We start from the raw sequence: 2,625 nt of genomic DNA, 5'->3' as shown, positions 1-2,625 counted from the left end.
GCCCGCAACGTCCTGGGGGCCTGGGACGATTCCCGCTCCTGCTATTATCACGACGAGTATCTCGAGGGCGTCAATCTCAAAAAGCAGACCTGGGTGGTCAGCAACATCGACAATCCCGGCCAACCGCTCCGCTACGGCGGGAAGGTCATCATCCACAACCTGCACTTCCGCGATCAGCGCCTGTCGCAAGACAACCGGATCGGGATGTCCCAATGGGTCACCACCCGGAAGGACGGCGACTACTGGACCATCGAGCCGGGCCCGGCGGGGATCTGAGTCCACGGCCGGCGGCCGCGGCTAGGTCGGGCGCTTCCGCGCGACCCGGAGCGCCAGATAGACCACGGCCGCCGTCCCGAACGCCGGCAGGGTGGCGCCCACATCGGGCGCCGCCCGGCTCAGGGCCTGATAGGCGCCGACGCCGACCGCCCAGGCGAAGAGGCCCGGCAGGTTCAGCGCGCCGGCGGCCTCGACCCGTCGGCGGCGCACGATGAAGTGGTCGGTCAGCAGCACGCCGAACAGCGGCGCGAACACCGAACCGATCAGCAGCAGGAAGCCCTCGTACCGGGCCATCGGCGCCAGCAGGGCGACCACCGTGCAGATCGCGCCGAAGCCCAGGGCCAGTCGGGCCGGCCGCACCGGCGCCAAGGTGGCGGTCGAGACGGCGGCCGAATGGATGTCGGCGAAGGTGTTGTCGGTCTCGTCGATGACGATCAGCAGCAGGGCGATCCCGCCGCCGCTGGCCGCCAGGGCCGACAGCAGCATGCCCTCGCCGCCCCCGGCCGCCAGGGCGTAGCCGGCGCCCAGGCCCATGAACCAGACATTGGCCAGCAGATAGCCGGCGAAACTGCCGCGGAACATGCCGCGCGGCGAGCGGCCGAAGCGGGTGTAGTCGGCGATCAGCGGCAGCCAAGACAGCGGCATGGCCACCACCAGGTCGACCCCGGCCCCGAAGCTCATCTCGCCGGTTCCGGCCCGGGCCATCAGGGCCGCCAGGTCATGGTCGGCCAGCAGCCGCCAGGTCAGCCAGCCCGCCCCGGCCAGCAGCAGCCACAGGCCCCAGGCGCGCAGGAACCGCCGCACGAACGACACCGGCCCCATCACCGCCAGGCCGGTGGCCAGGGCGCCGAACAGCAGCGTCCACAGCACGGGGTTGGAGACCCCGAAGGTCTGCTTGGCCAGGGCGTTGGCCGAGTCGCGCATGGCGATGATCTCGAACGCGCCCCAGCCGGTCAGCTGGACGGCGTTGAGCACCGCCGGGATCGCCGCCCCGCGCGCGCCGAGGGCCAGCCGCAACGATCCCATGGCCGAAAGCCCGGTGTCGGTCCCCACCACGCCGGCGGCGGCCAGCAGCAGCGCCCCCAGCACCGAGCCCGTGACGATCGCCGCCAGCGCCGCGCCCAGGCTCAGGCCGGGCACCAGGAAGGCGCCGGCCTGCAGCACCAGCAGGCCGATGCCCAGGCTGAACCACAGCGAAAAGGCGTCGAACCCGCCGAAGGCCCGCCGCTCGGGCGGCACGGGGGTGAGGGGATCATAGGAGTCGTCGAACTGGGCCATGGCCCATGCCTTAGCAGGTCATCTTCCGCTCACGAAAGCCGGGCGCCGTTCGCCCCGGACAGCCGCGCCTCGTCCCCGAGGCCTGGGTCCGGTGGCCAGGTCGGTCAGGGTCGGGTCATGACCTGGCTCTTCTCCCCCATCCTCGCCCTGCACGTCGCCGCCGGCTTCGTGGCGGTGGCCGCCGGCCTGCTGCCGATCCTCAGCGTCAAGGGCTCGCGGCTGCACCGCCTGTCGGGGCGGGTGTTCGCGGGCCTGATGAGCGTGTTGCTGACCGCCGCCTGGGTGATGACCGCCCTGCACTTCAACGCCTATTTCGCCGCCCTGTCGGCGACGGCGACGATCACCGTGTTCTCGGGTCTGCGGGTGCTGGGACGCAAGCGGCCCGACCTGGACCCCGGCCAGCGCGCCCGCCCGCTGGACTGGGCCGTCACGCTGGYGGTCGTCGGCGTCGGCCTGTGGGTCCTGGTCCTGCTGGTCCTGGGGCGCACGGGCGGCGCCAGGGCGGTCAGCGCGGCCCTGGTCTATGCGGCCCTGCTGTACGGCGGCTGGGACCTGTGGCGTTTTTTCCGGCCGACCGCCTGGCCGTTCTCGCCGAACCTCTGGACCTATGAGCACCTTGTGAAGATGCTGAGCGCCTATGGCGCGGTGCTCAGCGCCTTCTCGGGCAATTTCCTGACCTTCCTGCCGACCCCATGGAGCCAGCTCTGGCCGACCCTGCTGTTCCAACCGCTGGCCATCGCGTGGATCGTCGTCCTCGTCTCGAAACGACGGCGGGTCTCGTCGCCGGCGTGAGGCGGGCGCCGACGGCCGTCTTCGTCTGGGCGTTCGCCGTCTACAGCTACCTGGCCACCACGGTCTGCGCGGCCTGGTTCGCACGACGGTTCGCGACCGCGCGCGGCGAGACGCTGAGCGTGCCGGATTCGCTGCTGTGGCAGGGCGCGGTCTACGCCGCCTGGCTGCCGGCCGCCGCCCTGGTCTGGTGGACGCAGCGGCGGTTCGGGTCAGGCGCGCGGGGCCTGGCGGCGCTGGTCGTCGCGGGCTTGGCGATCACGCCCCTGGAGGCCCTGGCCT

General features: G+C 72.0%; 3 protein-coding genes and 1 pseudogene. 3 read left to right on the top strand and 1 reads right to left on the bottom strand.

Annotated features, from left to right (window positions below):
• Nucleotides 1-276: hypothetical protein (locus AC1DZ6_RS23245; protein ID WP_477099478.1), on the top strand; the 276-nt coding region annotated here is incomplete at its 5' end.
• Between the two features lie 21 nt (nucleotides 277-297).
• Here AC1DZ6_RS23245 and cytX read toward each other — a convergent pair.
• On the bottom strand, nucleotides 298-1,554 hold the full coding sequence (gene cytX / locus AC1DZ6_RS23240) for a putative hydroxymethylpyrimidine transporter CytX (protein WP_477099477.1): 1,257 nt from the start codon (nucleotides 1,552-1,554) through the stop codon (nucleotides 298-300).
• Between the two features lie 117 nt (nucleotides 1,555-1,671).
• On the opposite strand from cytX, the gene AC1DZ6_RS23235 reads away from it, so the two are divergent.
• A complete protein-coding gene (locus tag AC1DZ6_RS23235) occupies nucleotides 1,672-2,346 on the top strand; it encodes a hypothetical protein (RefSeq protein WP_477099476.1) in 675 nt (224 codons plus the stop codon).
• A pseudogene (locus AC1DZ6_RS23230) lies at nucleotides 2,343-2,625 on the top strand (LytTR family DNA-binding domain-containing protein); the annotation flags it as partial. The gene AC1DZ6_RS23235 and the pseudogene AC1DZ6_RS23230, both read left to right, overlap by 4 nt.

The organism is Caulobacter sp. P1_B12_2, assembly GCF_056406675.1.
This window is presented reverse-complemented; position numbering and strand designations above follow the sequence as displayed.